We start from the raw sequence: 23,525 nt of genomic DNA, 5'->3' as shown, positions 1-23,525 counted from the left end.
CAAAAGTTAGATTACTTAGGTCACGTTTTATTCTAGACGAGATTGGTCAGGGGGGATAGGGGTGGGGGCAGTGGCGGGGCGAATCAAAGCAGCGCCGGCGTGGTAAAATCGAACCAGGCAAATTCGCCCAAAGCCCTCGTTTTTTCAAGCGGTTAATCCGAAAAATGCAAGTGTGCAAGCACCTGGTTCGGAACCGATTTTCCCCCTTGGGATCAGGAAGCGAATGCCCGGATGGATTCTGAATGGCGACTGAAGTTACCCCTTTACCCGACGATTTGAACCCAAAGAACAGCTATACCGGCGAAAACATCAAGATTCTGGAAGGTCTTGAAGCCGTCCGCCTGCGCCCCGCGATGTACATCGGGTCGACGGGCGAGATGGGGCTGCATCACCTGGTGTACGAGGTGGTGGACAATTCGGTGGACGAAGCGCTGGCCGGATACGCGACGAAAGTGGAAGTAACGATCCACGTGGACAACTCGATCACGGTGATCGACGATGGGCGCGGCATCCCGGTGGACATGATGACGCTGCCGGACGGGTCAAAGATGCCGGCGGTGCAGGTGGTGTTGACCAAGCTGCATGCGGGGGGCAAGTTCGACGCCTCGAATTACAAGGTGTCGGGCGGTTTGCACGGGGTGGGCGTGAGCTGCGTGAATGCGCTGAGCCAGGAATTCAACGTGGAGATCTGGCGCGACGAGCATACCTGGGAGATGGACTTCAGCTGCGGGCTGCCGGTGAGCGAGCTGCGTAAGGTGGGCATCAGCAAGAGGCTTGGGACGAAGATACATTTTCTGCCCGACAAGAGCATTTTCGCGGTCACCGAGTACAACTACGACACGCTGGCACAGCGGCTGCGCGAACTCGCCTTCTTGAACAAGGGGCTGGAGATCACGCTTACCGATGAACGCACCAGCGACCCCAAGACGGGGGAATCGAAGCGCACCGAGTTTCGCTATGCGGGCGGGATTGCGGAGTTTGTGAAGCACCTGAACCGGGGCAAGCAGGTGCTGCATGAAAAGCCGATCGTGATGGAAGCGGGGCGCGACGGAGTAGAGATCGACATCGCGCTGCAGTACAACGACAGCTACTCGGAGACGGTGTTCAGCTTTGCGAACAACATCAACACCGTGGATGGTGGAACGCATCTGTCGGGGTTCCGCACGTCGCTGACGCGGACCATCAATGCGATCGGTCAGCAGCTTGGGCTGTTCAAGGACATGAAGGAGAACCTGAGCGGCGACGATGTGCGCGAGGGGTTGGTGGCGGTGGTCAGCGTGAAGCTGCCGCAGCCGCAGTTTGAGGGGCAGACCAAGGGCAAGCTGAATTCCGACATTGCGGGGATTGTGCAGGCGTTTGTGAACGAGCGGCTGGGGATGTTCCTGGAGCAGAACCCGCCGGTAGCCAAGCGCATTATCAACAAGGCGATTGAAGCTTCGCGCGCGCGCGAAGCTGCCCGCAAGGCGCGCGACCTGACGAGGCGCAAGGGCGCGATGGAAGGCGGCGGCTTGCCGGGCAAGCTGGCGGACTGCTCGGAGCGCAATCCCGACCGCTGCGAGTTGTACCTGGTCGAGGGTGAGTCGGCGGGCGGAACGGCGAAGCAGGGGCGGGACCGACGGTTCCAGGCGATTCTGCCGCTGAAGGGCAAGATTCTGAATGTGGAGAAGGCCCGCTACGACAAGATGCTGGGTCACGAAGAAATTCGCGCCATGATCACGGCGCTGGGCACGGGCATTGGCAAGGACGACTTCGACGTAGCCAAGCTGCGCTACGGCAAGGTCATCCTGATGACTGATGCCGATGTGGATGGTTCGCATATTCGCACGCTGCTGCTTACGTTCTTTTTCCGGCACATGACGGAGTTGATCAAGCGCGACAACGTGTATATTGCGCAGCCGCCGCTCTACAAGATCAAGAAGGGCCGGTTTGAGCAGTACATCAAGGACGACCGCGAGTTTGTAAAGGTGATGGTGAAGCGCGCGTCGGAGGGCACGGTGATCCGGCACGGCGAGAACGCGCAGAAGATTGAGGGCGCGGACCGCGTGCGTTTCATGAGCACGCTGGGCGAGTACCTGAACCTGGTGGAGAAGGTGGACAAGCGCATCCGCAACGAGCAGATTGTGGAGTTGCTGGCGCGCGCTGAACTGACGCATCGTGCGGATTTCAGCTCGGCTCATAATGGCGACGTTCCGGAGAAGATAGCGGCTGTGCTCGGGCAGCTCAAGGGCAAGGCGGAGGCTCTCCAGATCAAGGTGCATGAGCCGGTGCAGGACGAAGAGCACCACACCTGGTCGGTCTGCTATACGGATTCGCAGGGCGCCTCGCGTTGTGTCGACTGGACGCTGGCGTCGAGCCCGGAATTCCGGCAGATGATGTCGAAGTTCAATCAGATCAAGGAATACCTGGAGCCGCCGTTTCTGATCGAGTTCATTCAGAAGGGTGCGGGTCAGGAGGACCATCCGGAGGAAGAAGAGCCGGATGCGGAGGGCGCGGCAGCGCCGGGCAGCGCGACGCAGGCGAAGGCTCCCAAGGCTTCGCGCATTCCGCGCGATCCGGTGGAGAAGCAGACGGCGCGGGAACTGTTCAGCTACATTGTGGACCAGGGCAAGAAGGACTACCAGGTGCAGCGTTATAAGGGCCTGGGGGAGATGACGTCGACGCAGCTCTGGGAGACGACAATGGATCCGGAGCGGCGCACGCTTCTGTCAGTGAAGCTCGAGGATATTGCTGAAACGGAAACAATTTTCACGACGCTGATGGGAGAGAATGTTGAGGCGCGCAGGAAGTTCATCGAAGACAATGCGCTTGACGTGAAGAACCTCGACATCTAACCATGGAGAGAACCAATTCGTTGAGGGCCGCCTGCGGGCGGCTCTCTTTGTCACATCAGGTAGTTCCTGCAAAACTCTCCGTTTGAAGGAGCTGGCGTATGAACGTGTCCCACATCAGTCTTCCCGTCCTCTTGGCAACTGCGATGTTCTTAGGTGGTTGTCACGCAAAGGATAATCAGCAAGCAAATAACCCCGCGCCCGCCGATCAGACGCAGCCAGCGGACCAGACGCAACAGCCTCAGCAGCCGGCGGCGAGCGGGCCGGCGCAACCGAATCAACCCGCGCAGGCGGGCAACGGCCAGACGCGCGAGCGGCGGGAGCACCGTCCGGCGGCACCGCCTCCGCCACAGGTGGTGGAACTGCCTGCCGGAACGGAAATTCCGGTTCGGCTGGATGACACTCTCAGCTCGAAGGACAGCCGAGCCGGTGAAAATTTCTCCGCGACGGTGGCGGAGGACGTGACCGCAAATGGTGTTGTCGTAATTGCCAAGGGCTCCCGCGCAGACGGCCAGGTGGTGGATGCGCAGCCGCTGGGCAAGTTCAAGGGCGGAGCTCTGCTGGCGGTGAGATTGAGCCACGTGCATTCGACGTGGGGCAGCTATCCGGTGGAAACCTCTTCGATTTCGAAGGCTGAGCAGGGTAAGGGTAAGCGCAGCGCGGTGATCACAGGTGGCGGCGCGGGTTTGGGCGCCCTGATTGGCGGGCTGGCGGGCGGCGGCAAAGGCGCGGCGATTGGCGCGCTGGCGGGCGGCGGCGCCGGAGCGGCAGGCTCGGCGTTCACCGGGAACAAGCAGATCGTGCTTCCGGCAGAGACGCTGCTGACGTTCAAGCTGCAGAATCCGGTGCGCATCACGGAAGCTAACAACGCGCCTGGGGACCCGCAGTTGCATGAGCGGTAAACAAGTTTCCAGCCTAAACACTGCCCACCTGCAGAAGAGGTGGGCAGTGTGCTTTCCGGCGTGTGGCGGAGCTTCCCGGTAGAATCAAAGAGTGATGGATCTGGTTCAGATTGCGCCGGCGCGAAGTGCTCCTGCGCCCAAGCCCGAGTGGCTGAAGGCCCGCGCGCCGATGGGCGAGAACTACCACTCCCTGAAGCGACTGGCGCGCTCGCTTAACCTGCACACGGTGTGCGAGAGCGCGCACTGCCCGAACATTGGCGAGTGCTGGCACCACAAGACCGCTACCTTCATGCTGCTGGGCAATCTGTGCACCCGGCGATGCGGGTTTTGTGCCGTGCCTAAAGGGCGGCCGGAGCCGATTGATTTTGACGAGCCGCGGCGCGTGGCCGAAGCGGTGGCGGCGCTGGGGCTGGAGTTCGCGGTGATCACCAGTGTGAACCGCGACGATGACCTGGTGGGCGGAGCGCGTGTGTTCGCAATGGTGATCGACGAGATCCGACGGCAGGCGAAGGGCTGCAAGGTGGAGGTGCTGATTCCCGATTTTCAGGGAGATCGGTCAGCCATTCAGGTGGTGGTGGATGCAAACCCGGAGATTCTGAATCACAACATCGAGTCAGTGCCGCGGTTGTATCGGGTGGTGCGCAGTGGCGCGCGGTATGAGCGCACGCTGGAACTGCTGCGCTATGCGAAGGAGCTGAATCCGGCGGGCGTGACGAAATCAGGCATTATGGTGGGGTTGGGCGAGGAGACGCATGAGTTGCTCGACGTGTTCCGCGATCTGGCCAAGGTGGGCTGCGACATTCTTACCATTGGGCAGTATCTGCGGCCCTCGCGCGACCATCTGCCGATGGCGCGTTTGTACGCGCCGCGAGAGTTTGCGGAGTTGAAGGCCGCGGCGCTGCAGATGGGATTTCGGCATGTGGAGAGCGGGCCGCTGGTGCGGTCGAGCTATCACGCGCATGAGCAGGCGGCGTCGACGGGATTGAACGCGCTGGCGTAATCGCGCGGGCCACAGCCACCAACTCCGTCCGGCAGCAGTTGTAGAATAGCCTCTGGCAAAACGCTCTTGAAGCGAGGAACAACCGATGGCAGTCTCTGCAATGGCCGGGATTCCGGCACTGAAAGATGTTTACGGCGATTTGAAGCGGCGCATGGACCAGGCGGTGGCGACGTTCCAGTCGCAGCTTTCGGCCACCCGCACGGGCCGGGCCAGCGCGCACATGCTGGACGCAATCAAGGTGGACTACTACGGCACGCCGACGCCGGTGAGCCAGATGGCGCAGGTGTCGACGCCGGAGGCGCAGATGATCTTGATTCAGCCTTACGATCCGTCGATTGTGAAGGAGATCGACAAAGCGATTCAGGCCTCGGATCTTGGTTTCAATCCGCAGACTGATGGGAAGATCATCCGTATACCTGTTCCGCCGATGACGGAGGAGCGGCGCCGCGATGTGGTGAAGCATTTGAACAAAGTGCTCGAGGAGCATCGCACGGCGGTGCGCAACGTGCGCCGCGACGGGAACGATGCGCTGAAGAAACTTGCGAAGGACAAGAAGATCAGCGAAGACGAAGAGAAGCGGGCTCTGGAAGAAGTGCAGAAGATGACGGATGAAGAGATCCGCAAGATGGAAGAGATGTCCCGCAGGAAAGAAGTGGAAGTGATGCAGGTGTGAGGCATCCCCACCGGCGGATCCGGGTCCTTTCGAAATTTACCTCTTTCAACCGGCAGAACTGGTCTATAGCGCGGGCTGCATGGGTTTGTTTCTGGCGCGCTTGTAGAAGGGGATGGGGACTTGTTTGGCGCGGACCTGGTTGGCGCGGACCTGGACGAGGACATCGGAGCCGGCGGTGGCGACTTCCAGGGGAACCAGCGCCAGGGCAATGTTGGTTTTGAGGAAGGGCGCGGGGGAGCCGGAGGTGACGACGCCGATCTCCTTGCCATCGAGATCGAGCACCGGGTAGCCGTCGCGGGCGATGCCGCGCTCGATCATTTCGAGGCCGATGATCTTGCGCTTCGGACCGCCTGAATTTAACACGGCAAGCAGGGCGTCGCGGCCGATGAAATCGGCTTTGTCGATTTTGAGGAAGCGGTCGAGGCCGGGCTCGAGGGCGTTGATTTCTTCACTGATCTCGTGGCCGTAGAGGCTCATGCCGGCTTCAAGCCGGAGGGTGTTGCGCGCGCCCAGGCCGCAGGGGCGAATGCCGTATTCGGCGCCGGCGTCCATGAGGGCATCCCACATTTTCACGGTGGTGGCTTGGTCGGAGGGGATGTAGACCTCGAAGCCGTCTTCGCCGGAGTAGCCGGTACGGGCGATGAGGATGTTGGGAATGCCGGCGATGGTGCCCCAGGTGAACCAGTAGTTCTTGATGGCGGCGAGATCGACTTTGGTGAGCTTCCGCAGGGTGTCGAGGCCGCGGGGGCCCTGGACAGCGATTTGCGAGTAGTGCGGCGAGTAGTCGCTGATGTGCACGCCGGGGCGGCCGCCGAGTTGCTGGCGAATCCAGGCGTAGTCCTTGTCTTTGGTGCCGGCGTTGACGACGAGGAGCCAGTCGTTCTGGCCGAGGCGGTGCACGAGGATGTCGTCGACGAAGGTTCCTTGAGGGGTGAGGAGCGCGGAGTAGTGGGCCTGGCCATCCTTGAGTTTGGTGACGTCGTTCATGGTGATGTACTGCACGGCGTCCATGGCGGCGGGGCCGCGGAACTGGATCTCGCCCATGTGGCTGACGTCGAACAGGCCAACGCTGGTGCGTACGGCGTTGTGCTCGGCGATGAGGCCGCCGCCGTTGCCGGGATACTCGACTGGCATGTCCCAGCCGCCGAAGTCAACCATCTTCGCCTTGAGTGCGCGGTGGGTGGCGTTGAGTGCGGTCTTCTTGAGCGTGGTGGCGGCGGGTGCGACAGGTGTACTCATGGGTTCCCTTTCGTGTGGCGTGCGGGAGCGTGGTTCCGCGCGGGCCCTTTCCAACGATAGGGACCGGAGAGGGGCAAGGTCAACCGCGCGTGGAGCGTCTTACCATGGTGTGAAAGGCGAGGCAGAGGGCTTTTACCATGAACGCAATTCGCGGGGTTCTACTTTTCGGGATGGGCATGTTCGCGCTTTACAGGGGCTGGACGATCCATACAGGCGAAAAAGCATGGTTCGCCTATGGGCTGGGCCTGGTGGCGATCGCGTTGGGGGTATGGCGGCTGTTGCGGCGGGAGAACAAGCCGCTGTTGTGACGCCGTCCGCGGGAGAGCCGGTCTATAATTCGCTCCAATCATGCAAATGACTTATCGGGTAAGCGAGGCGGACTACCGGCGCGCATGGAAGCTGCGGGTCGGGGGCAGCTTTGGGAACCGGACCATCAAAATTGTGATGTTCTGGGTGTTCATGCTGGTGTGCCTGATGATGCTGTGGGCCGTTGTGCAGCGGACGAATCACCCACGGACGCAATCGTCGTCAGCGGCGGTCACGGAACAAAGCATGGACGAGAGCCCGGTTCCCGCACAGAATGAAGGATTATCCGCGCATGCTCTGCTGGTGAATGTGGGGCCGTTTGTGCTGATTGCCCTCATATGGATTTTCATGCTCTTTCAGATGGGACCCCGGCGGATGCGGCGGCAGTACCTGAAGGACCCGGCGATGCAGGGGACGTACACGATCGACGTAACGCCGGAAGCGCTGGCGGTGGAGAACACGGCTGGTGTGTCATCGCGCATGCAGTGGAGTCTTTTCGACTACTGGCAGGAAGGCAAGCGTGTGATTGTCCTGGTGAACAAGTCGGGGACGTACTTCATTATCAATGCGGCGGGATTGGCAGAGACTCAGCAGGGTGAGCTGCGCGGGCTGCTCTTGTCGGTGCTGCCGAAGAAGTGATTCTCCGCGAGGAAGCCGCCGCTACTTGCGCCTGGCGCGCCAGAACGAGCTGACGGAGAGATATAGGAAGGCGATGGTAAGGATGGCGTAGACCAGGAACTTGGAGTGGTCGGGTCCCTGGGCGTATTGGGTGCGGAGCTTCCATGTCCAGTTGGCGAACAGAATAACGAAAAGGAAGAAGAAGCCGCCTGTGACCTCGAGCAAGACCATGCCGCCCACGCGGCCAAAGGGCCTGAGGAAGCCGCCCATTCCCTTCCCTACCCGGCCGGCGTTAACGGCTGTGTTTCGAGCGGCCTGGCCCAGGGACGGCAGAGGACTTGCGGAGCCGCTGACGGCGCTTGCGTTGGCTGGAGGCGCGGACGAGGAGGGACTAGCGGCGAGGCGCTGGCCTGCCATGCGTCCGGCGACGCGAATCCCAACTCCCAGAAAGCGGCCAACGGTCTGCGGTTTCATGCCGTCTATGATGTTAGCAGTGAGGCAAGGCAGGCGGCGAGGCGCAAATTGGCACGCGGTTTGCTCTTGGCCGGCACTGGAAGTAAGGTAGATAAAACTCCCAATCCGCTTGCGGCTTTGCTCGACGCATTGGCCGTCGCCTGGAGGTAGATTTGAATTCTCGTTTGCGCGAACTGATCCAGCAACTGGGCGAGGCTATCCATGAATCCGTAATTGAAAGTGAGCAGATTGCCGGAGTTGTGCAGGACATCCGGAAGCACGGTTTCGATGTGCTGCTGATGCTCGAGGCTACGATTGGCCTGAACGAAGTCTCATCGAAAGAGTCCGATGAGGAGACGGAGGAGGGTTCGGAGGAGGCTCCTTTCACCCAGACGGACCGGGACTGGCTACGCTCGCTGCGCATATCCGTTGAGGGCGATTACGAGGAAGAAGAGCCGGAAGAGGGCGAGTAGCGCAAGCCGAAGCGGCAGTTGTTTTTTCCTCAAAGCCGCAAGTGAGCGGCGCTTCGCGGCGTAGCAGGTTAGCAAGTCAGCCGCGGGGCCGCAGTTTTCGCACAGGTACGATTGCTTCAGCCATCAAATGTTGAAACGACCACCTCGGTCGCCTGAGCCTACCTGCGGGTGGGCTTTACTCTTTCATGGCCAAGGCTTTAGGGTGGGCTTATGGCGGGAGTTCCTCTGGTTTTGGAAGAGAAGGTTGCGCTGATCACGGGCGGCTCGCGCGGGATTGGTGCGGAGACAGTGCGGCTATTCGCGGAAGCCGGGGCGCGGGTGGCGTTCAGCTACCGGCAGGCGCGGGAACGGGCCGAAGCTCTCGCGGCGGAATGCGGCGGGGGCGAGCGATGCATCGCGATTGAGCAGGAGCTGGCTACTCCGGCGGACGGCCGGGCGCTGGTGGAAGCCGCGGTGCGGGCGTTTGGACGGCTGGACGCGCTGGTGGTGAATCACGGGATCTGGCCCCCGCACGATGCCCCGATTGCCACGATGGCCGAGGAGCAGTGGCGGCAGACGATGGCGGTGAATCTGGACTCCGTGTTTGGGCTGGTGCAGGCGGCGGTGGCGCAGATGGAGCGGCAGTCAACAGACGCGGCCCAGGCTGCGGGACACATTGTGCTGATCAGCTCGACGGCGGGGCAGCGCGGCGAGGCGTTCCACGCCGACTATGCGGTGACCAAGGGAGCGCTGATCAGCTTGACGAAGAGTCTTTCGAGCGAACTCGCGCCCAAGGGGATTCGGGTAAACTGCGTAGCGCCGGGCTGGGTGTTCACGGAGATGTCGCAGGGGACGCTGGCGCATCCGGAGCTGGGACCGAAGGTGGCAGCGGGGATTCCTGTAGGCAGGCCGGGGCAACCGCGGGAGATCGCGGGGCCGGTTCTGTTTTTGTGCACGCCGCTGGCGGGTTTTATCTCGGGCGAAGTGCTGAACGTGAATGGCGGTGCTGTGCTGGTGGGTTGAAGATTTCTGCCGGGGCAATCCGCGTGTGGCAGGGATCAGCGTCAAAGGGATTGAGGGGCAAGACTCATCTCAACTTTGCCTCAGGGTGAGGAGAAGACTGGATGCGCCGTTTCGTGTTGGTCGCCTTGGGAGCCACACTGCTGTTTACCCCTGTCGCGCTGCGTGGACAAGACGCGCAGACCAAAGCCGTGCAGGACGACGCCGCCAAGAACGCGCAGCAGGCACGCGCCAAGCTGGACGCCATGCTGCAGGCCCTGGGCGGAGATGCGTGGCTGAACATCAAGAACCGTTACCAGCACGCACACGCGGCGGGCTTTTATCACGGCACTCCGGACCCGGGGACACTGGAGCTGTTTGACTATCACGCATGGCCGGACCGCGACCGCGTTGAAGCGACCAAGCATCGGGATGTGGTGACGTTCTACATTGGCCGCGAAGGGTGGGAGTGCACGTACCGCGGTAAGCGGGCGGTGCCGCAGGAGCAGCTCGACGAGTACCTGCGGCGGCGCGATCACTCGCTGGAGACAGCGTTGAAGGTTTGGATGAACGATCCCAAGACCATCATGGTGGACGAAGGGCAGCACCTGGCGTCGCGTCATCTGGCCGACCAGGTGACGCTGATCTCGCCGGAGAACGAGGCCATTACGATCCTGATGGATGCGCAGACGCATCTTCCGCTGCAGCGGTCGTTCCAGTGGCGCGACCCGTTGTACAAGGACAAGAACACCGACACCGAGGAGTACGACGACTATCACGTGTTCGACGGGATCCCCACGCCGCTGCGGGTTACGCGCTACAAGAATGGCGAGATTGTGCGGCAGTCCTACATTGACAAGGTGCAGTACAACCAGGATCTTGGTGCGGACTTCTGGGATGTGAACGCGGTGGCGCAGCGGATCAAGAAGTAGGCGGAAACGGCTGGCGGGAGGCGGCGAAGCGCAAGCGCCGTTCGCTATAATCCTGACGAGCGCCGTGCGGTTTGCGCATTGCTCGCGGAGCCAGAGAATGACGATCGATATCCAGGAGATCCTGGGCTTACTTCCTCACCGCTATCCGTTTCTGCTGATCGATCGGATCGTTGAATTCGAGCCGCGCAAGCGATGCGTAGCGATCAAGAATGTGACGATCAACGAACCGTTTTTTCAGGGCCACTTTCCCGGGCATCCGATTATGCCGGGAGTGCTGGTGATTGAGGCGATGGCGCAGGCGGGCGGGATCATCATGATGCACGAATTGCCGGATCGCCATGAAAAGCTGGTGGTGTTTACCGGCATTGAGCGCGCCAAGTTTCGGCAGCCGGTGACGCCGGGCGATCAGCTGCGGATTGAGATCGATGTGCTGGCGTTCCGTTCGCGTGCGGGGCGCATTGAGGGCAAGGCGTATGTGGACGGCAAGATTGCCTGCGAAGCGGTGCTGACCTGCGCCGTGGTGCAGCGGGAGAGCGAGCCCAAGCCGGCGGCGGATCCCGCCTCAGAAGCCGACCCGGCCGCAGTGGCAGCGGCGGCGGCAGCCGTAACGAGCACAGAGTGAGCATCCATCCCAGCGCGATTGTGGCGGCGGGAGCAGTGATCGCCGAATCCTGCACGGTGGGCCCGTACTGCACGATCGGGTCGGAGGTGGTGCTGGGGGACGGATGCACGCTGGTGTCACACGTGGTGGTGGATGGGCGGACGCGCGTGGGTGCGCGGAACACGATCTATCCGTTTGCATGCGTGGGTGTGGCGCCCCAAGATCTGAAGTACGCGGGCGAGGCGACCGAGACCGAGATCGGCGATGACAACACCATCCGCGAGTGCGTGACGATCAGCCGCGGAACGGTGAAGGGGGGCGGCCTTACGCGGGTGGGCTCGAATAACCTGCTGATGGCCTATGTGCATATTGGCCATGACAGCTATGTGGGCAGTCACTGCATTCTGGCCAACGCGGCGACGCTCGCGGGCCATGTGACGATTGAGGACTACGCGAGCGTGGGGGCGTTCTCACCGGTGCACCAATTCTGCACGGTGGGGCAGTACGCGTTTATCGGGGGCGGGACGATTGTGACGCAGGATGTGCTGCCCTATTCGTTGACGTCGTCGCGGCGCGAGAACAAGGCATTCGGGATGAACAAAATCGGTCTGACGCGGCGGGGGTTCACGCCGGAACAATTGAACACGCTGCAGAAGGCGTTCCGGCTGCTGCTGAATTCGCGGCTGAATACGACGCAGGCCGTGGAAAAGATCCGCGCGCTGGAGGGCGAGAATGCCCGGGTGGTGGCGGATTTTATCGAGCGCAGCCAGCGCGGGGTGATCAAGTAAACGATGAAGCTCGGCCTGATTGCGGGGAATGGGCGATTTCCGTTTTTGATTCTGGAGGCCGCGCGCGCGCAGGGGCTCTCCGTGACGGTGGCGGCGATTCGCGAAGAAACCGATCTTGGGATCGAGGACCGCGCCAAGGCGGATGCGGGCGTTACGGTGCATTGGCTGTCGCTGGGAGAGCTGTCGAAGCTGATCGATACCTTCCACAAGGAAGGCGTGACGCAGGCCGTGATGGGCGGCCAGGTGAAGCACAAGCAGATCTTTTCGTCGATCCGGCCGGATTGGCGACTGGCTAAATTGCTGCTCAATCTGAGGACGCGCAATACCGATATGCTGCTGGGGGCTGTAGCCAAGGTGCTGGGCGATGAAGGGATCGAGCTGATCAGCTCGACGGCCTTTTTGGAGCCGCTGCTGGCCGGGGAAGGCGTACTCACGGCGCGTGGGCCGGATGACGAGGAACGCAAGGACGTCGAGTACGGGCTGGGCGTGGCGCGGGCGGTGGCAGGGTTCGACATTGGGCAGACCGTGGTGGTAGCGGCTCAGGCGTGCGTGGCCGTGGAAGCGATGGAAGGAACCGATGCGGCGATTGAGCGTGCGGGGTTGCTGATGCGGTCGCTGGAGGAAGAGGAGGCGGGTGAGGTTTCGACGCTCAGGCGTCATCTCACGGTGGTAAAGGTGGCAAAGCCCAAGCAGGATATGCGGTTTGATGTGCCGGTGATTGGAATGCGGACGGTGGAGGCGATGGTGCGCGCGGGGGCGACGTGCTTGTCGGTTGAGGTGGGGCGCACACTGTTGTTTGATCGCGAGGCGTTGTTGCGGAGGGCTGCAGAAGAGAACATCGCGATTGTGGGCGTGCCGCAAGCGGAGTAGAGGCAGGCAAAATATCCGGGCGAGATGTGCGGGGCCGCGTTAGCATGTGTGCAGACAGAGTGGAGCCCTCGACGCGAGTGGAGCTCCGAATCATTTCCCCGGCCCTGATCCCATGTCTCTCGCAAAAACCCGGAGGTTCTCCCATGAAGAGATTCGTTTTGTCTGTTTGTGCCGCTGCGCTGATGGCCGGCGGTTCTGCGTATTTGCATGCGGCCGACCAGGCGATGCCCGCCGCGGGCCAGGCTGCGCCAACGTTTACGCTTCCGTCGCAGGACGGCTCGCAGATTTCTCTCGACAGCTTTAAAGGCAAGTGGGTGGTGCTGTACTTCTATCCCAAGGACATGACGCCGGGCTGCACGGTGGAGGCGCACAATTTTCAGCGCGACCTTTCGAAGTATGAAGCGGCCGGTGCGGTGATTGTAGGCGTGAGCGTGGACACACCCGACAGCCACAAGCAGTTTTGCACGAAGGAAGGTCTGACGTTCCGGCTGCTTGCGGATCCGGATCATAAAGTTGTGGACGAGTACGGCTCGCTGGGACACTTTGGCGAGATGACGATCGCGCAGCGGAACACGTTTCTAATCAATCCTGAGGGCAAGATCGTTAAGGTGTGGACGAAGGTAGACCCGCGGGTGCACTCGGACGAAGTGCTGGCAGCGCTGAATGAGATGAAGAAGTAGGGCGGATTCCCTGCCCGGCAAAACGGCCCGCGCTGGCGGGCCTTTTTGCGTTTGCTGCGGCCGAGGGCGCCTTTGGACGCAGAGGCCAACAGCAGATTCCCTGGCGGGAATGACAGAGAAAAAGCAAAGGCGACAACGCCCCACGCCCGATCGATATACAGATTCAGGACTCCGCGCCTGTGCCGGGAATTGCAGACGCAAAAAAGCCCGGCGCGATGCCGGGCTCTTTTGCTTGCCTGTTTGTTGCCGGAACTACTTGGTTGACTTCTTCGCAGGCGCCTTCTTTGCGGCCTTCTTTGCGGGGGCCTTCTTGGCGGCTGCCTTCTTCGCCGGAGCCTTCTTTGCAGGAGCTTTCTTCGCTGCTGCCTTCTTGGCGGGCGCCTTCTTTGCTGCTTTCTTAACTGCCAACGGTTTACCTCTTTGCGTGGTTTTTTTAGCGCTCTTAGCCGCGGTCTTCTTTGCGGCTTTTCCGCCCTTCGCGCCAGACTTCTTTGCGGCGGACTTCTTTGCGGCCTTTTTGGCCACAGCTTTTTTCGCAGGCGCCTTTTTAGCCGCTGCCTTTTTGGCGGGAGCTTTTTTGGCTGCCTTTTTTGCGGGAGCTTTTTTGGCTGCTTTTTTTGCGGGAGCTTTTTTAGCGGCCTTTTTGGGAGCGGCTGGTTTCGATTCGGTTTCGGCCGAGGGTTCCTCCATCACACCTTCGTCATCGTCAGAAGAGGTGAGTACGCTGGAGGTTTCGACTTCTTCGTCTTCTTCGTCGTCCAAGTCCTCGTCGTCCCGATCGTCGTCGAGTTCGGCGGGCTCAGTGTTGTCGTCGTCTGCACTCATTGCATACATTCTGAACACTTCATCCATCGCATTGCCTCCAGCGGCTCGGCGCTGTATTCATTGCTGCGGCTCACGTTGCTCCGCATGCGGAGCAATTGTAGCAATAGCTTGCAGCAATGGCTATCAAAAGACAAGTGTTGAGTGAGGCACCACGTCTATTTTTGCTTCTTCGACGAATTCTTTGCGTGGGTGGCGTGCTTCGTTTTGGATGAAGACGCAGTATGCGAAGGCGAATCGCCGGCTGAATGGGAGCTGCTTTTACCCGCATGGTTACTGTGCGGATGCAGATCTTCCGCGGTGATGGTGGTGCGGCGACGGTGAGCGCGCGTGCTGCGCGCGGCAACAGGCTCCGCGACGTGCAGTCTCTGGCCGGGCGTGACGCGGGTGCCGGAGGGGATCTTGTTCCAGCGGCGAAGCTGATCGAGGGAGACGCCGAAGCGATCAGCGATGGAGACCAGCGTGTCTCCGCGGCGAGCCGTGTAAGTGACCGTGTGCGCGGCGGGCGCGGCAGCGGGTGCTACGGGCACGACAACGGCTTCAATGCCTGAGAGGCTTTCGCCCTGAGTTAACTGGTTGGCCTCAGCGAGTTCGGAGATGGAGACGTGATAGGTGTGCGCGATGGTCTCGAGGGTGTCGTCGGCGGTGACGCGGTGATAGCGCCACTGATCACGCTTGCTGTCAGGGATGGCGGCGATGCGCTGCTGGAAGAGGCCGGAGGTGCCGGCGGGCAGGTGCAGATCAAATGCGGCATCAGGCGGGGTGGTCATGCGCAAAAGGCTGGGATTGAGGGCCATGATCTCATCGACCGGCGCATTAATGAGATCAGACACGAGGCGCAGGTCCGCCGAGTAATTGAGGGTGACGGTATCAGTGAGGACGGGCGGGTCAAGAGTGATTTCGTCAAAGCCGTACTGATGGGGGTTGTTGGCGATGATGATGGCGGCGAGGATCTCAGGGACGTAGTTCTGGGTCTCGCCGGGCAGGTTGTGGCGTTTGTAGAGCTCCCAGAAATCAGCGTAGCCGGTCTTTTGCACGGCGCGCTGGATGTTGCCGGCGCCCCAGTCGTAGGCACCCATGGCGAGGTACCAGTCGCCGAGCTGGCCATATAAGTACTTCATGTAACGGGCGTAGGCGCGCGTGGATTTTTCTGGATCGAAGCGCTCGTCGACGTAGCCGTTGCGCCTGAGGCCGTAATCGCCGCGGGGCATGAACTGCCACATGCCACCGGCGCCGGATTTGCCGTTGACGGCGCGGGGCTGAAAGCCGGACTCAGCAACGGCGAGGTAAATGAGGTCCTGGGGGACGCCTTCTTCCGCCATGACGCGCTGAATCATGTTGCGATAGCGGCCGGCGCGCTGGAAGGAATGGAGCAGGGTGTTGTGGCCGCGCTGCGAGTTGGCGAAGAAGTTGATGAAGGAGGCGACGTACTCGTTGACCATGAGGGGGAGGTCCGACTTGGTCGTGGCGAGTTCGGCTTTCGCTTTGGCTTGAATGTCGGGGTTGGCTTCAAAGGTGATGTCGCTGGCTGCCTCGGCGGGGGTGGCCTCGACCTTGGGCACGAATCCGTTGCCCACTTTGAGCGCCTCCATCTCAAGGGCGTTGACCTGGTCGACGATGCGGTCGAACTGGTCTTTGAGGACGGGATCGCTGTTGATGTCGATGCCGCTGGACAACATGATGTCGACAGCGCTGTCGAACTCGGCTTTGGCTTCAATGAGGCGGCCGCGGCGGTAGGCGGCATCGCCGGCGGCATAGGCTTTGTTGACGCGCTCAATGAGTTGCTGAATCTGCTGCTGGTGGAGGGCCTGCGCGGAAGGCGCGGCGGGCTGCTGAGGCTGCGGTAAAGCCTCTTTGACTTCAGGCGCGGTGGCCTGCGGCGCAATCTGCGGACTATTCTTCTGCGAAGGATCGCACCCCACCAGCAACAAGGCCAATGCAGCGCATGCGAAGCAGCGATATCGAGTGAACACCATGCTGAACAGCGCCGCGGCATTTCGCGCGGCAGGATGACTCCATAGGTGGAAGTTAAACCCTTAGCCGATGATAAGCTATGAGGTAGCGGTTCGCCGCGGCGGACTTGCAGATTTGGCCTGGCGCGCTTTTGGGTGCGCCCTCCGCGCTGCCGTTTTTGACCTCCGAAGAAAGCGCTGGAAGAAGTTCCCGCCACTCGCAAATGGACGCACGCCTCATACGCAATTTCGCCATCATTGCCCATATCGACCACGGCAAGTCGACGTTAAGCGATCGTCTGCTTGAACTGACCGGATCGCTGACGCAGCGCGAGATGCAGGCGCAGGTGCTGGACGCGATGGACCTGGAGCGCGAGCGCGGCATCACCATCAAGGCACACGCTGTGCGCATGATGTACAAGGCGAAGGACGGCGTGACGTATCAGCTGAACCTGATCGACACGCCGGGGCACGTGGATTTCAGTTACGAAGTCTCGCGCTCGCTGGCCTCATGCGAGGGCGCGCTGCTGGTGGTGGATGCAAGCCAGGGCGTGGAAGCGCAGACGCTGGCCAATGCCTACCTGGCCATCAATCACGGACTTGAAATCATTCCCGTCATCAACAAGATTGACCTGCCCTCGGCCGATATTCTGCGCACGCAGGAGGCGATTGAGAAGGCGGTTGGGCTGGACGCTACCGATGCGATCCCGGTAAGCGCGAAGACGGGTATTGGCGTGGACGAGGTGCTGGAAGCGATTGTGCATCGGCTGCCGCCGCCGAATGCGAATCCCGATGCGCCGCTGCAGGCTTTGATCTTCGATTCATGGTTCGACCCATACCGCGGCGTGATCGTTCTTGTGCGGGTGATGCAGGGCACGATGCGGAAGGGGCAGCGCATCCGGTTGATGTCGATCGCCAAGGCCTTCGATGTGGAATCGCTGGGCGTGCTGACGCCCAAGCCGGTGGAGATCGGGGAGCTCACCGCGGGCGAGGTGGGGTTCTTTGTAGCCACCATTAAAACCGTGAGCGATACCAAGATTGGCGATACGGTCACGGACGACGAGCGGCCAGCCGGGGGGCAACTGCCCGGGTTTGAAGACATCAAGCCAATGGTGTTCGCGGGGCTCTACACGGTGGACTCGCACGAGCACACGATGCTGCGCGATGCGCTCGAGAAGCTGCGGCTGAATGACTCGTCCTTCTTCTTCGAACCAGAGAGCTCAGAAGCGCTTGGGTTCGGATTTCGCTGCGGGTTTCTCGGTCTGCTGCACATGGAGATCATCCAGGAGCGCCTGGAACGCGAGTACGAGCTGGACCTGATCACCACGGCGCCGGGCGTGCGCTATCACATTACGCTCACGGATGAGTCGGTAGTCGAGGTAGATAATCCATCACGGTGGCCGGAGCCGACGAATATCGAAGCGATCCGGGAGCCGATCATCCGCGCGCAGATCCTGACCAACGAAGAGTATGTGGGCGGGATTCTGAAACTGGTGGAGGAGAAGCGAGGCAAGCAGGTCAATTTCGAATATGTGACCCCCACGCGGGTGTTGCTGACCTACGAATTGCCGCTCAATGAGATCGTGCTTGACTTCTACGACCGGCTGAAGTCGATTAGCCGGGGGTACGCTTCGCTGGATTATCAGCTTGCCGGCGAGTGGGTTTCGCCGATGGTGAAGATGGACATTCTGGTATCCGGCGAGCCGGTGGACGCGCTATCCATTATCGTGCATCGGGATTTTGCCTACGAGCGCGGGAAGGCGCTGGTGGCGAAGATGCGGGAGTTGATTCCGCGGCAGCAGTTCGAGGTAGCCATCCAGGCGGCTATCGGCTCAAAGATTGTGGCTCGGGAGACGGTGACTGCGCTGCGCAAGAACGTCCTGGCCAAGTGCTACGGCGGGGACATTTCGCGCAAACGGAAGCTACTGGAGAAGCAGAAGGAAGGCAAGAAGCGGATGAAGAGGATCGGCAAAGTGGACATCCCGCAAGAGGCATTCCTGGCGGTTCTTCGGGTGGGCGAAGATCAACAAAAATAGGGGCTCTAGCGCTGATTTCTATCACCCGCATTAATTTCCATTCACACGCGCCTGTGGAAAGCGTCTTTCTGAACTCAACCAGGTACATTTTGCAGGTGGGGTTGCAAGAAGGCCAGAGATTATCTGTTTTCATATGAAAATAATAGACTTACAGGATATAGCAGACGCACTCCCCTTTTGACAAGCCCTCAAATTAACAATTCTTTAAAGGGTTGCCTAGTTCTTTCCACAGAATTTTCCACAGAAAAGCTCCTATTTTACAAAGGTTGCCTTGGCTCTTTGGGCGCAAAAGAAATTTTGGTCCGGAGAGAGCGTGAGCGGGACTTAAAAGCGGATCCGGGGACGAGACGGAGGGGCCGGATCGCAGGTGCGGATCCGGCCTGGACAGCCTTAATTGCCTTTAGGACCTGCGGGGGGCTTGGGAGTGGTGGGACGGGGAGTCTGACCGGCAGGAGTCGGTGCGGCGGGCGTGCCCTGTGGAGGCGCCGGGACGCCGGACTTCAAGTTGTACGCTTCAATGACCGGCTTGGTGATGTCCATGGAAGGCAGGGCGAAGAGGATAGGGGTCTGCTGACCGGCTACGTCGAGTACCAGGGTGAGGCGATTCTGCTGGGCGTAGGTCGAAAGCACATCGTAGACCTTGGAAGCCGTGCCGGAGTAGAGCTCCTGCATCTCCTGTTGAAAATCGTTCTGCGCCTCTTCGGCGGAGCGGTCAAGCTGCTTCTTTTTATCGTCGATCTGCTTGGCGCGGCTGGCGCGCTCCCCATCACTGAGGGTGGTTCCCTGGGTCTGCAACGACTTGGAAGAAGCATCAATATCGTCGCTCAGCTTCTTGAGCTCCTGGCGCTTGGGCTCCCACTTCTTCTGCAGATCAGCGAAGTTTCGTTGGAACTCATTGGTCTGGCCCACGGCTACCTGGAACGCGATGACGGCGATCTTGGTGGGGCCGGCCGGCGCCGAGGCCGTGGTGGCGGGAGCGGTGGCGGGCGTTTGTGCGGCAGACGTCAAACCAAGACCGGCGGCCATAAGAGCAGCAATGACAATCGAGCGCTTCATGTTCAGCTTGGAAACTCCTTCATGCTTTCGGTCCTTTGGCTTGCCGGCCGTTGCGCGCGCGAGCAGGTCTCATGCCCATCTCCGCAGATTTTTCTTCTCTGGGACGTCCCATACCGGACGGCGCGGCGCAGAAGAAGCCACAAAAGGAGAGGACCAGGAACTAGGAAGGATTATAGCGCAGCGAGTGGTGGGAGGGAGGGGGATGGGAATAGGCAATTGCGAATAGGAAATGACAGGAGCCAAGGCAGGCAGCAGCAACAGGGCCGCTCGATGTGAGCGGCCCTGTTGCTGCTGATTTGGTGCGACCAGTCTCTACTTGCTTGGCGCCTTGGGAGCGGCCTTCGGAGCCGCCTTAGGGGCATTGGGCGCGGGCGCTTCAACCGGGGGAGCGGGGACGCCAGACTTGGCGTTGTAGGCGTCGACCACGGGCTTGGTGATGTCGCTCGAAGGAGCCGCGTAGAGAACGAGCGGAGCCTGCTGCTGGCCTTCGCTGGCGTCAATGACGACGGTGAAGCCCTGCTCCTTGGCGTAGTTGTTCAGGACATCGTCGACCTTCTGCGCGACCTTGCCAAAGGTTTCCTGCATGGCCTGCTGGTAGTCGTTCTGTGCGTCCTCAGCAATGCGCTGGGCCTGCTTCTTTTTGTCATCGAGGGCCTTGGCCTTGGCGGCCCGGTCGCCATCGCTGAGAGAGGCGCTCTGACTCTGCAACTGCTTGGTCAGGGAGTCGACCTCATCGGAGAGGCCTTTGAGCTGGCTGCGCTGGGGCTCGAACTTCTTCTGGAGGTCGCCGAAGTCACGCTGGAACTCGTTGGTAGCGGTGACTGCAGCCTGGAAGGCGATCACACCGACCTTGGGAGCACCGGCAGTGGCGCTCACGGCGGGGGTTTGAGCAGCGGCGCCGAGGGCAAAGCCCGAGGCGACGACGGCGGCAAGAATAGCGACACGCTTCATGCGAATGGAAAACTCCTTCTGGATTCCGGCCGCTGGCACGCTCAAGACACAGCGGAGCCGTTTTTCTGCCTGAGGTTGAATCTTCTTGTTCAGGCTTTGCACCGGAAGGTACAGGCAGGAAAAGACTCGATACTCACAGGGGCAGGAACTGTTTCTGATTATAAGACAGGGAGCGGGGAGTAGGGAAGGGACCGGAAGGGAGTAGGGGAATAGGTACCGCAGGGGCGGAGGGTAAGGCTCCGGGAAGCGGTGAGGCCGCTCTTGCGAGCGGCCTCGATTTCTACTCCCGATTTCCTATTCCCTACTCCCTGTTTCTAGAACGTGGTGGAGACGGTGAGGCGGAAGGTTTTGCGGGGTTCACGGAATACGTTCTGGGCACCGTAGCCCTGGATGGCCTGCTGCCAGGTATAGTCGCCTGCGCCGCCCGGCGGGAAGAGGTCCCTTGTGATCAGCTGGGCCGAGCAGCTCTGGTTCTTGCCATTTGAGAGGCCCTGGTTGCAATAAGGCCGCTCGTAGAGGCGGAGCGGGTTATAGGCGAAGTAGAGCCGGAAGGGAGCGTTGATGATCGGCATGATGACCGAGAGCTCGGCGCCCAGCGACATGCGCGGCACAAAGTTGGTTCCGGCAACGGGGTGGATGTCCTTCTGGAATCCGACCTGGGAGCCGGGGATTCCTCCCTGGCAGGAGCCGTTGTTGTAGACGGGGCAGCCGTAGAGCGGGGCGGTGAGCGAGGCGAAGCCTTCCGGGCTCTGCTTGAGCTGGCCCTTGTTGAGAGCGGCGTCGATGCCGAAGTCGTCAAAGAACGAAAAGGTGACCGGTCCGGCAATGGGAATGCGGTATTCCGCATTGGTGATCAGGTTGGTATCGCCGCCAACGGAGGCGATGCCGTAGACCGGAATGGGAACGTCGATGCACTGATTGAGCTGCGGATTGTTGGGATCGCGCGGAACGCAGCTGCCGTCAGGATTGGTGAGCCGGACGGTGGCGCGATTGGGAACATAGCCGTACGGTGTGGCGCCACGGACATCGAAGCCGCGCAATTCAGCTTCGCCGCCGGAGTAGAAGCGGTTGTTGGGAGGAGCCACGTCGCCGCCAAAACCCTGGATGTAACCGAGCTGGGCACGGAATCCGAACACGTTGCGCCCGGTCTGCGAAGGGGTGAGGTAGTGCATGGACGTGAAGCTCTTATAGGCTACAAGCGGCGAGATGTAACGCAGGTTGCCGCCGATGCCGGCAAACTGGAACACTCCCGTGATTTCCCTGCCCGAGCGCGGACGCAGAGGATTGTTCACGGTGTTGTACATGTAGCTGAACGACGCCGAGCTGTTGACGATGCCGTTGAGCGCGTTGGATCCCTGGATCCCGGACCGGAAGCTGATGGTCTGGAAGAAGGTTTGCGAGGCTGTGCTGAAGGCCTGAATGTCGGACTTGGTCAGCGAGTAAGTAAAGCCGAGCCGCTGGAAAGAGTGCTTCTTCAGCGGATAGTTGACGCTGAAATTCAAGCCCGTCGATGACTGGTTGTAGTTCTGCACCAGGGACTGCTGCGCCTGACTGAGATTTACCGCTGTCCCGCTCGTGGCCTGGTAGTTCTTGGCGGCGTTATAGTCCTGCTTCTGATTGAAAAGCTGGAAGCCGAGGTTGAGCGGACGATTGTGAATGTAGGGCTGCGAGAAGCCGAACGTGAAGTTGCGGCTTACGTTACCGAGGTTGCCCTGCAGGCTCAGTGTCTCGCCCAGGCCAAGGAAGTTATTGGTCTGATAGTTCACGCCGAGGAAAGCCCCGGAGAGGCCGCTGACGCCGCCATTAAGGCCGATCGAGTTCTTGCCCTTCTCCTTCACTTTGAGAAGGAGGTCGACGGTCCCGGCATCGGGATCCTGGTGAGCTTCCGAGTCGGTTTCCACCTTGAGGGGCTCGAAGTACTCGAGCTGGTTAAGGCGCAGCAGGCTGTACTCCCAGGCTTGAGAGTTGTAGACCTGCCCTTCGTCAAGGAGCAGTTCGCGACGGATGACGCGGTCGCGGGTGATGGTGTTGCCCTGGAACTCGATACGCGAGACGTAGAACTGCTTGCCCTCATCGATGTCGATGACCCAGGAGACGGTCTTCTTCTGCTCGTCGTACTCGGGGCGCGGGATGGCGCCGAAGTTGATGTAGCCGAGCTGGCCATAGGCCTTCTTGAGGTTTTCAAGGCCCTTACTCATGTCGGTCGCGTTGAAGTATTCGCCATCCTTGATGGGGAACTGCGCGCGCATGGCCCGAGTGTTGTTGAAGGCCTTGTAGCCAGTGAAGGTGATGCTGCCGAGGTGATAGCGCGCGCCCTCTTCGATGGGCATCAGGATGTCGATGCGCTTGCCTTTGCGGGGGCGGAAGGTGAACCAGTTGAGGCCGCCTACGTCGCGGATCTGGGTCTTGGGCTCTTCGACGGCGGCATTGGCATAGCCTTTGTCGCGGTAGGCCTGGCGCACGCGTTCGGAGTCTTCTTCGAGCTTGGAGGAGTCGAAGGTCTTGGGGAACAGGTTCTCAAGGAAGAGTGAGTAAGGGATGCCGACCGGCTTGAGGTTCTTCATGGAGCGACGAAGCACCAGAGAGCTGATGTGCTCGTTGCCGGTGAAGCGAATCTGGCCCACCTTCACGGTGGGTCCTTCCTTGATGTTGAAGTTCACCTGTACGGATGCGGGCGGGATGTTCTTGACTTCAGTTTTGATGGTGGCGAACTGGTGGCCGTGCTCGGCGAGCATCGCGCGCAAGACAGCTTCAGCCCGCTTGACCTTGGTGGGATCGTACTGGCTCTCCACCGAAATGGAGACCTTCTCCTTCTTGAAGCGGTCCAGCGCATCGGACTGAGAAAACGAGTTCAGGCCCTTGTAATTGACCTCGCGAATGGTGGGCTTCTCCTTCACATAGACGTTCAGGATGACGCCCTTTTCAGTGTCTTCGCGCTCGATGCGGAGGTTTTCGAAGTAGCCGGTGTTCCAGAGGGAGTTGAAGTCGCGCTCGACGGAGACGGGGTCATACTGATCGCCGACGTGGGTAAAAAGGCGGGCCAATACGGTTTCTTTGGGAATGCGGCGATTGCCGATGACGCGAATCTGCTCGATGGTCTGGGAACCTTGCGCCAGGACAGCAGCGGAAGAAAAGACGACAACGAGAAGCAGCAGAGCACACGCTGCCCTGCCCGCCATCCGAAGGGCCCTGCCTGAAAGAATGTGTCGCATCTTCACCGTGGGAAATCCCTTCGGCGAGCGCACATCATGCTGGTGCGGTCGATGGTTCAAGTTCACGGGAAGAATATGCACACCCTCATTGCTCGAAAGAATCTGGTTCTGCCCTAGCGGAAAGTTCGATTATATTGGACCGCGCCCATCCCGCC

At 60.6% G+C, this 23,525-nt stretch carries 21 protein-coding genes; 14 read left to right on the top strand and 7 right to left on the bottom strand.

What is annotated here, in order from left to right; genetic code table 11:
• Positions 1 to 242 precede the first annotated feature (242 nt).
• The 4 genes from gyrB to frr all read left to right on the top strand — a co-directional run bounded on the left by gyrB (position 243) and on the right by frr (position 5,403).
• A complete protein-coding gene (gene gyrB / locus VGL22_RS15485) occupies positions 243 to 2,831 on the top strand; it encodes a DNA topoisomerase (ATP-hydrolyzing) subunit B (RefSeq protein WP_465267844.1) in 2,589 nt (862 codons plus the stop codon).
• 98 nt (positions 2,832 to 2,929) lie between these two features.
• Positions 2,930 to 3,730, top strand: coding sequence for a hypothetical protein (locus VGL22_RS15480; protein ID WP_465267843.1), 801 nt, complete (start codon positions 2,930 to 2,932; stop codon positions 3,728 to 3,730).
• Positions 3,731 to 3,824: 94 nt separating this feature from the next.
• Positions 3,825 to 4,730 carry a lipoyl synthase gene (lipA, locus tag VGL22_RS15475; RefSeq protein WP_465267842.1) on the top strand — a complete coding sequence of 302 codons (906 nt, stop codon included), beginning with the start codon at positions 3,825 to 3,827 and terminating at the stop codon, positions 4,728 to 4,730.
• Between the two features lie 85 nt (positions 4,731 to 4,815).
• On the top strand, positions 4,816 to 5,403 hold the full coding sequence (gene frr / locus VGL22_RS15470) for a ribosome recycling factor (protein ID WP_465267841.1): 588 nt from the start codon (positions 4,816 to 4,818) through the stop codon (positions 5,401 to 5,403).
• Between the two features lie 63 nt (positions 5,404 to 5,466).
• On the opposite strand, the gene gcvT is transcribed toward frr, so the two are convergent.
• Positions 5,467 to 6,642 carry a glycine cleavage system aminomethyltransferase GcvT gene (gcvT, locus tag VGL22_RS15465; protein WP_465267840.1) on the bottom strand — a complete coding sequence of 392 codons (1,176 nt, stop codon included), beginning with the start codon at positions 6,640 to 6,642 and terminating at the stop codon, positions 5,467 to 5,469.
• Between the two features lie 137 nt (positions 6,643 to 6,779).
• Here gcvT and VGL22_RS15460 point away from each other — a divergent pair, with 137 nt between their 5' ends.
• Positions 6,780 to 6,950, top strand: a complete 171-nt coding sequence (locus tag VGL22_RS15460) for a hypothetical protein (RefSeq protein WP_465267839.1) — start codon at positions 6,780 to 6,782, stop codon at positions 6,948 to 6,950.
• A 46-nt stretch (positions 6,951 to 6,996) separates the two neighbouring features.
• Positions 6,997 to 7,587: a YcxB family protein gene (locus VGL22_RS15455; protein ID WP_465267838.1), complete on the top strand. Its 591-nt coding sequence runs from the start codon at positions 6,997 to 6,999 to the stop codon at positions 7,585 to 7,587.
• Between the two features lie 21 nt (positions 7,588 to 7,608).
• On the opposite strand, the gene VGL22_RS15450 is transcribed toward VGL22_RS15455, so the two are convergent.
• Positions 7,609 to 8,040, bottom strand: a complete 432-nt coding sequence (locus VGL22_RS15450) for a hypothetical protein (protein ID WP_465267837.1) — start codon at positions 8,038 to 8,040, stop codon at positions 7,609 to 7,611.
• Between the two features lie 152 nt (positions 8,041 to 8,192).
• Here VGL22_RS15450 and VGL22_RS15445 point away from each other — a divergent pair, with 152 nt between their 5' ends.
• The 7 genes from VGL22_RS15445 to VGL22_RS15415 all read left to right on the top strand — a co-directional run bounded on the left by VGL22_RS15445 (position 8,193) and on the right by VGL22_RS15415 (position 13,341).
• Positions 8,193 to 8,492, top strand: coding sequence for a hypothetical protein (locus tag VGL22_RS15445; protein ID WP_465267836.1), 300 nt, complete (start codon positions 8,193 to 8,195; stop codon positions 8,490 to 8,492).
• Positions 8,493 to 8,702: 210 nt separating this feature from the next.
• On the top strand, positions 8,703 to 9,494 hold the full coding sequence (locus VGL22_RS15440) for an SDR family NAD(P)-dependent oxidoreductase (RefSeq protein ID WP_465267835.1): 792 nt from the start codon (positions 8,703 to 8,705) through the stop codon (positions 9,492 to 9,494).
• Positions 9,495 to 9,595: 101 nt separating this feature from the next.
• A complete protein-coding gene (locus tag VGL22_RS15435; RefSeq protein ID WP_465267834.1) occupies positions 9,596 to 10,402 on the top strand; it encodes a hypothetical protein in 807 nt (268 codons plus the stop codon).
• 97 nt (positions 10,403 to 10,499) lie between these two features.
• Complete coding sequence (gene fabZ / locus VGL22_RS15430; RefSeq protein WP_465267833.1) at positions 10,500 to 11,024, top strand: 3-hydroxyacyl-ACP dehydratase FabZ; 525 nt, start codon at positions 10,500 to 10,502, stop codon at positions 11,022 to 11,024.
• Positions 11,021 to 11,791, top strand: a complete 771-nt coding sequence (gene lpxA / locus VGL22_RS15425) for an acyl-ACP--UDP-N-acetylglucosamine O-acyltransferase (protein WP_465267832.1) — start codon at positions 11,021 to 11,023, stop codon at positions 11,789 to 11,791. Before fabZ ends, lpxA begins: the two co-directional genes overlap by 4 nt.
• 3 nt (positions 11,792 to 11,794) lie before the next feature.
• Positions 11,795 to 12,661, top strand: a complete 867-nt coding sequence (locus VGL22_RS15420; RefSeq protein ID WP_465267831.1) for an LpxI family protein — start codon at positions 11,795 to 11,797, stop codon at positions 12,659 to 12,661.
• 143 nt (positions 12,662 to 12,804) lie between these two features.
• Entirely contained in the window at positions 12,805 to 13,341 is a 537-nt protein-coding gene (locus VGL22_RS15415; RefSeq protein WP_465267830.1) for a peroxiredoxin, read from the top strand.
• 252 nt (positions 13,342 to 13,593) lie between these two features.
• On the opposite strand, the gene VGL22_RS15410 is transcribed toward VGL22_RS15415, so the two are convergent.
• Complete coding sequence (locus VGL22_RS15410; protein ID WP_465267829.1) at positions 13,594 to 14,193, bottom strand: hypothetical protein; 600 nt, start codon at positions 14,191 to 14,193, stop codon at positions 13,594 to 13,596.
• Between the two features lie 128 nt (positions 14,194 to 14,321).
• Positions 14,322 to 16,100 (bottom strand): lytic transglycosylase domain-containing protein, encoded by a 1,779-nt coding sequence (locus VGL22_RS15405; RefSeq protein WP_465267828.1) that lies wholly within the window; start codon positions 16,098 to 16,100, stop codon positions 14,322 to 14,324.
• Between the two features lie 239 nt (positions 16,101 to 16,339).
• Between VGL22_RS15405 and lepA the strand changes: the two genes are divergently transcribed.
• Positions 16,340 to 18,151 carry a translation elongation factor 4 gene (lepA, locus tag VGL22_RS15400; protein WP_465267827.1) on the top strand — a complete coding sequence of 604 codons (1,812 nt, stop codon included), beginning with the start codon at positions 16,340 to 16,342 and terminating at the stop codon, positions 18,149 to 18,151.
• A 390-nt stretch (positions 18,152 to 18,541) separates the two neighbouring features.
• On the opposite strand, the gene VGL22_RS15395 is transcribed toward lepA, so the two are convergent.
• The 3 genes from VGL22_RS15395 to bamA form a co-directional block, all read right to left on the bottom strand.
• Positions 18,542 to 19,207: an OmpH/Skp family outer membrane protein gene (locus VGL22_RS15395; protein WP_465267826.1), complete on the bottom strand. Its 666-nt coding sequence runs from the start codon at positions 19,205 to 19,207 to the stop codon at positions 18,542 to 18,544.
• Positions 19,208 to 19,519: 312 nt separating this feature from the next.
• Complete coding sequence (locus VGL22_RS15390; protein ID WP_465267825.1) at positions 19,520 to 20,158, bottom strand: OmpH/Skp family outer membrane protein; 639 nt, start codon at positions 20,156 to 20,158, stop codon at positions 19,520 to 19,522.
• 314 nt (positions 20,159 to 20,472) lie between these two features.
• Entirely contained in the window at positions 20,473 to 23,337 is a 2,865-nt protein-coding gene (gene bamA, locus VGL22_RS15385; RefSeq protein WP_465267824.1) for an outer membrane protein assembly factor BamA, read from the bottom strand.
• Between the last annotated feature and the right edge of the window lie 188 nt (positions 23,338 to 23,525).

Source organism: Occallatibacter sp. (genome assembly GCF_036502485.1).
In the GTDB taxonomy this organism is placed as follows: domain Bacteria; phylum Acidobacteriota; class Terriglobia; order Terriglobales; family Acidobacteriaceae; genus Telmatobacter.
The sequence above is the reverse complement of the archived record's forward strand: the minus strand, read 5'-3'. Positions and strand labels throughout refer to the sequence as shown.

Bases quoted from the DNA above. Each gene is read 5' to 3' on its own strand.
- gyrB (WP_465267844.1), top strand. From the start codon at position 243: ATGGCGACTGAAGTTACCCCTTTACCCGACGATTTGAACCCAAAGAAC.
- VGL22_RS15480 (WP_465267843.1), top strand. From the start codon at position 2,930: ATGAACGTGTCCCACATCAGTCTTCCCGTCCTCTTGGCAACTGCGATG.
- lipA (WP_465267842.1), top strand. From the start codon at position 3,825: ATGGATCTGGTTCAGATTGCGCCGGCGCGAAGTGCTCCTGCGCCCAAG.
- frr (WP_465267841.1), top strand. From the start codon at position 4,816: ATGGCAGTCTCTGCAATGGCCGGGATTCCGGCACTGAAAGATGTTTAC.
- gcvT (WP_465267840.1), bottom strand. From the start codon at position 6,642: ATGAGTACACCTGTCGCACCCGCCGCCACCACGCTCAAGAAGACCGCA.
- VGL22_RS15460 (WP_465267839.1), top strand. From the start codon at position 6,780: ATGAACGCAATTCGCGGGGTTCTACTTTTCGGGATGGGCATGTTCGCG.
- VGL22_RS15455 (WP_465267838.1), top strand. From the start codon at position 6,997: ATGACTTATCGGGTAAGCGAGGCGGACTACCGGCGCGCATGGAAGCTG.
- VGL22_RS15450 (WP_465267837.1), bottom strand. From the start codon at position 8,040: ATGAAACCGCAGACCGTTGGCCGCTTTCTGGGAGTTGGGATTCGCGTC.
- VGL22_RS15440 (WP_465267835.1), top strand. From the start codon at position 8,703: ATGGCGGGAGTTCCTCTGGTTTTGGAAGAGAAGGTTGCGCTGATCACG.
- VGL22_RS15435 (WP_465267834.1), top strand. From the start codon at position 9,596: ATGCGCCGTTTCGTGTTGGTCGCCTTGGGAGCCACACTGCTGTTTACC.
- fabZ (WP_465267833.1), top strand. From the start codon at position 10,500: ATGACGATCGATATCCAGGAGATCCTGGGCTTACTTCCTCACCGCTAT.
- VGL22_RS15420 (WP_465267831.1), top strand. From the start codon at position 11,795: ATGAAGCTCGGCCTGATTGCGGGGAATGGGCGATTTCCGTTTTTGATT.
- VGL22_RS15415 (WP_465267830.1), top strand. From the start codon at position 12,805: ATGAAGAGATTCGTTTTGTCTGTTTGTGCCGCTGCGCTGATGGCCGGC.
- VGL22_RS15410 (WP_465267829.1), bottom strand. From the start codon at position 14,193: ATGGATGAAGTGTTCAGAATGTATGCAATGAGTGCAGACGACGACAAC.
- lepA (WP_465267827.1), top strand. From the start codon at position 16,340: ATGGACGCACGCCTCATACGCAATTTCGCCATCATTGCCCATATCGAC.
- VGL22_RS15395 (WP_465267826.1), bottom strand. From the start codon at position 19,207: ATGAAGCGCTCGATTGTCATTGCTGCTCTTATGGCCGCCGGTCTTGGT.
- VGL22_RS15390 (WP_465267825.1), bottom strand. From the start codon at position 20,158: ATGAAGCGTGTCGCTATTCTTGCCGCCGTCGTCGCCTCGGGCTTTGCC.
- bamA (WP_465267824.1), bottom strand. From the start codon at position 23,337: ATGGCGGGCAGGGCAGCGTGTGCTCTGCTGCTTCTCGTTGTCGTCTTT.